The 5077-nt window shown below is 60.4% G+C and carries 5 protein-coding genes; all 5 read left to right on the top strand.

Translation table 11 applies throughout. The features are described 5' to 3' along the window. The coding region (gene lepB, locus ENZ75_RS20305; protein ID WP_128278269.1) for a signal peptidase I at positions 1-511 on the top strand (511 nt) is incomplete at its 5' end. Then, positions 511-1266, top strand: coding sequence for a ribonuclease III (gene rnc / locus ENZ75_RS20300; protein WP_013532584.1), 756 nt, complete (start codon positions 511-513; stop codon positions 1264-1266). The genes lepB and rnc, both read left to right, overlap by 1 nt. Further along, positions 1263-2189 (top strand): GTPase Era, encoded by a 927-nt coding sequence (era, locus tag ENZ75_RS20295; protein ID WP_013532583.1) that lies wholly within the window; start codon positions 1263-1265, stop codon positions 2187-2189. The genes rnc and era overlap by 4 nt, the downstream gene beginning before the upstream one ends. A 5-nt stretch (positions 2190-2194) precedes the next feature. Next, on the top strand, positions 2195-3112 hold the full coding sequence (locus ENZ75_RS20290; RefSeq protein ID WP_013532582.1) for an aminoglycoside phosphotransferase family protein: 918 nt from the start codon (positions 2195-2197) through the stop codon (positions 3110-3112). 694 nt (positions 3113-3806) lie between these two features. Continuing rightward, a complete protein-coding gene (locus tag ENZ75_RS20285; protein ID WP_013532581.1) occupies positions 3807-4952 on the top strand; it encodes a porin in 1146 nt (381 codons plus the stop codon). Positions 4953-5077 lie beyond the last annotated feature (125 nt).

The following is a 5077-nucleotide window of genomic DNA, read 5'->3' as shown; positions in this document are numbered from 1 at the left end:
CATCTGGGGCTCCGAGCCGAAGCGCGGCGACGTGGCGGTTTTCAAATTCCCGCCTGATCCGTCCGTCGACTACATCAAGCGCGTTGTCGGCCTGCCGGGTGACAAGATCCAGGTCAAGGACGGCCAGCTTTTCATCAACGGTGTCGGCGTGCCGCGCGTGAAAACAGGCCAAATCGACAATCCCGACATCACCGAGGAATCGCGCCCGATCGATGTCTATCGCGAAACCCTGCCCAACGGCGTCAGCTACGACACGCTTGACCTGAATTCGAACTCGATCGGCGACAACACCCGCGAATTCGACGTGCCGCCCGGCCACTATTTCATGATGGGCGACAACCGGGACAATTCCGCCGACAGCCGTTTCACCGTCGGCTACGTTCCCGCGGAAAATCTGGTTGGCCGCGCCAATCTTGTCTTCTTCTCGATCGCCGGCAAGGCGAGCCCTCTCGAAATCTGGAAATGGCCGTCGCTGATGCGCGCTTCGCGCCTGTTCCACTTCGTCAATTGATGGCTTTGAAGCGCCCGACAGGCGAAACACTGGCCGGTTTGGTGAAGGCCAAGACCGGTTACGTCTTCAAGGATATCCGTTTGCTTGAGACCGCCTTGACGCATTCCAGTGCGGTCAAGGCGGCCACCAACAACCAGCGTCTTGAATTTCTTGGCGACCGCGTGCTCGGGCTTGTCGTCGCCGATATGCTTTTCGAAAAATTTCCCGATGCGCCGGAAGGTGAAATCGCGCCGCGCTTCAATGCGCTGGTCGATGCGCGGACCTGCTCCGAAATCGGCATCGAAATGCAGCTGGAGGATCTGGTCCGCGCCGATTCTGCCTTGAAGATGCGGTCGCGCGGCTCGGGCGGAAACTATCTGGCGGATGCGGTCGAAGCGCTGATTGCGGCGGTTTACGTCGACGGTGGCATCGAGGCCGCGCGGCGGTTCGTCCTGCGCTATTGGGAACCGCGCTCGCATACGGTGATCGCAAAGCCGCTCAATCCGAAATCCGATCTGCAGGAATGGATTGCCAAGACCAGCGATATCAGACCCGAGTATGTGATCGACAAGCGCGAGGGACCCGACCATCAGCCGGTCTTCACTGTATCCTTGCAGGTCCGCGGCTTTGCGCCGATAAGCGGCACCGGCGGCTCGCGCAGGGCGGCCGAAGAAGCGGCGGCTTCGGCATTTCTTGTGCGCGAAGGCGTTTGGGCCGCCGCATCGGCCCAAAAATCGGGGGGCTCGCGGCCCTCCAGTGAAGGGAGCGCGGCATGACCGCTACCGAAGAGCCGGCGACCACAGCCGCCGCCACGCATTCCGGCTTTGTCGCGCTGATCGGCGCGCCCAATGCGGGCAAGTCGACCTTGGTCAACCAATTGGTCGGCGCCAAGGTGTCGATTGTCACCCACAAGGTGCAGACGACCCGCGCCATCGTGCGCGGCATCGCCACGCATGACAATGCGCAAATCGTTTTCGTCGATACGCCCGGCATCTTCAAGCCGAAGCGGAGGCTCGACACGGCGATGGTGACCACCGCCTGGGGTGGGGCCAAGGACGCCGATATCGTACTGCTTCTGATCGACGCCGAGCGCGGCATCAGGGGCGACGCCGACGCCATCCTCGAACGGCTGAAGGATGTGCGCCAGCCGATGGTGCTGATCCTCAACAAGGTCGACCGCGTCAAGCACGAAGCGCTGCTGGCTCTGTCGGCGGCAGCGAACGAAAGGGTGCCGTTCAAGCGCACCTTCATGGTGTCGGCGCTGACCGGTTCCGGCTGCAAGGACGTGCTCGATTATCTGGCCGAGTCTCTGCCGGTCGGTCCCCGGTACTATCCGGAAGACCAGATCTCGGACCTGCCGATGCGCCAGCTCGCGGCCGAGATCACGCGCGAGAAGCTTTATCTCAGGCTGCATCAGGAATTGCCCTATTCCTCGCATATCGAGACCGAGAAATGGGAAGAGAAGCCGGACGGCTCGGTGCGCATCGACCAGACCATCTATGTCGAGCGCGACAGCCAGAAGAAGATCGTTCTCGGCCACAAGGGCGAGACCATCCGCGCCATCGGCCAGGCGGCGCGCATGGAGATAGCAGGCATCCTCGAACAGAAGGTGCACCTGTTCCTGTTCGTCAAGGTGCGCGAGAACTGGGGCGACGACCCCGAGCGCTACCGCGAAATGGGGCTCGAGTTTCCGCGCTAGGCTCGATGGTCAGCAAGCCGAACATCGACATAACGCTTGTCAGCCGATTGATCGCCACGCAATTTCCCAAGTGGAAGGATCTTCCGGTCAGGCCGGTTGCATCAGGCGGATGGGACAACAGGACCTTTCATCTGGGCGGCGAGATGACCGTGCGACTGCCAAGCGCCGCGGCCTATTCCCTGCAGGTGGAAAAGGAGCATCGCTGGCTGCCGAGGCTCGCACCTCTGCTGCCGCTGCCGATCCCGGTGCCGCTGGCGATGGGAGTTCCGGCCGAAAGCTATCCCTGGCACTGGTCCGTCTACCGCTGGATCGAAGGCGAGACGGCAGAGCGCGAGCGGATTGCCACCCTGCCGCAATTTGCGACCGACCTGGCCGCGTTCCTGGTCGCCCTTCAGCGTATCGATGCCACCGGTGGACCGGCGCCGGGACAGCACAATTTCTTTCGCGGCGGAGCACTCAGCGTCTACGATGGCGAGGCCCGGCAAGCGATTGCCGCCCTCGACGGCAAGATCGACACGGCCGCAGCCAGTGCGGTGTGGGAGGCAGCACTTGCCGCACAATGGCACGGTGCGCCGGTCTGGTTCCACGGTGACGTCAGCTGGGGAAACCTGTTGGTCAGGCAAGGCCGATTGAGCGCGGTGATCGACTTCGGAACCTCCGGCGTCGGCGATCCCGCCTGCGATCTGGCGATTGCGTGGACGCTGTTTGAAGGCAAAAACCGGGAGGCGTTTCGTGCCGGGCTTCCGGCCGACGAGGCGATGTGGGCGCGCGGTCGTGGCTGGACGCTTTGGAAGGCGCTGATCACGGTCGCTGGACAGATCGACGCCAACCCTGTTGAGGTTGAGAAATCCTGTCACGTAATCGATGAAGTCCTTGCCGACCGCGCGCGCGAGCGTGAAGCGCCGAACGATAAGCCACTCTAGCCAACCAAAACCCAGTCCCGTCGCCAAACATCCGCCGTCGCATGGCGCGACCAGGGACATTCCGACCGACGCCATGCTTCCCGGGAGTGCCGATCCGCCTGATCGAGGCGGACGACCACGTCGCCCGTGTCGCCAAGGTCGACTGAGAGGCGTCACGGAGGAATCGTTTTGAACGTTTGGCTGCTGTCACAATCGGGGACACCACAGCGCTCCAGGGTTTCGATCGTCTTGGAAGAAGCAGACAGGCTTGGAAGCGTCATCCCGCTTTTCGCCTCGGCATCAGAGTGGGATTGGCGAATGGGCGTCACCTGGCGATAGAGGGGTCGGCAAGATTCAGGTCGATGTCGGCGAAAACCAGGTAGATATTCCACATTGTGCGGTCTTTTAGAAATATAAAACGTCGTAGTTATATTTAGTCGCGAAAGTATCCGTATATATATTCAATGTGTGACGTTGTGCCACTTGTGCCATTCGCCATCGCGGCAAGTGTTATTTGTGCAACACAGCATTAATCTGTTCGCGGAATTGGCATTATTTCGGAAATCGTCATTGAAGGCAGATGATCGATGGGTATGTTCGCCGCTGAAAAGGGCGAGCGGTGTGAGCCTTTTTCGTTGTGGGGGTGAGGCGGGAAAACATTGCCGCCAGCCACAAATCCGAAGCCATTTAAAACTATGACTGGAGAGGTCAGAAAATGAACATCAAGAGCCTCCTTCTCGGCTCAGCCGCGGCCCTGATCGCGGTCAGCGGCGCACGCGCCGCCGACGCTGTCGTCGTCGCCGAACCGGAACCGGCCGAATACGTCAAGATTTGCGACGTCTACGGCGCCGGCTACTTCTATATTCCGGGCACCGAGACCTGCCTGCGCATCGGCGGCTACCTCCGCTACGACATGGGCGTCGGCGATTCCGGCTCGCTCGATGGCGCCAACAACGTTCCCGATCACATGGACGGCGGAACGAACGACACCTGGTATAAGAACATGCGTTTCACGCTGAGGACTTATACCGGCCAGGAAACCGAGCTCGGCACGCTGAAAACCTTCACCGAAACTCGCTTCCAGTTCGGCAACTCCTCCGGCGACTATACCGACCAGACCCCGGCCAACAACGGCTGGCAGGCCGGCAACAAGACCACCACCCTCAATTTCGCCTGGATCCAGCTCGGTGGCCTGCGCGTCGGTAAGGATGAAACGGTATACGACCAGTTCATCGGTTATGCCGGCAATGTCATCCAGGACACGCTCATCCCGTATGGTGTCAAGGATACCAATCTCATCAGCTATTACTTCGACGCTGGCAGCGGCTTCACGGGCGTGGTCTCGCTTGAGGAAGGCACCGCCGTCAACACCATCGACAGCTATGTTCCGCATGTCGTCGGCGGCTTGAAGTACAAGGGCGACTGGGGTGCGATCACTGGCGTCGTGGCCTATGACAGCAACTATGAGGAAGTGGCCGGCAAGGTCCGTTTGGACGTCAACGTCAGCAAGGAACTGACGCTGTTCGTCATGGGCGGCTACGGCACCAACGACAACATCAACGACTTCGGCACAGGCCGTACCCAATACAAGCCGTGGGGCGGTAACTGGGCAGTCTGGGGTGGCGGCACCTACAAGTTCAACGAGAAGACCTCGTTCAACGCCCAGATTTCCTATGACGACTGGAAGAACCTCGGCGTCGCTGCCAACGTTGCCTATACCATTGTGCCCGGCTTTACGGTCACGACTGAAGTCGATTACCTCAATGCAGGAAAATTCGACGACTTCGACTTCAACAACTGGACCAAGGCCGACAAGAAGAGCAGCGTCGGCGGCATCGTCCGCTTCCAGCGCAATTTCTAGCAGATCGACTGACCTCACCAGCCCGCCCGCAGCACATCGCTGCGGGCGGTTTTTTATGCATTGGTGTGAGAGTTACCCAGGAGCCAAGCCCATACCTTGATTTCGCCACCCGATCGGTGAAAAGC

The sequence above is a fragment of the Mesorhizobium sp. M7A.F.Ca.CA.002.04.1.1 genome, from assembly GCF_004022805.1.
Taxonomy (GTDB): Bacteria; Pseudomonadota; Alphaproteobacteria; order Rhizobiales; family Rhizobiaceae; genus Mesorhizobium; species Mesorhizobium ciceri.
The sequence above is the reverse complement of the archived record's forward strand: the minus strand, read 5'-3'. Positions and strand labels throughout refer to the sequence as shown.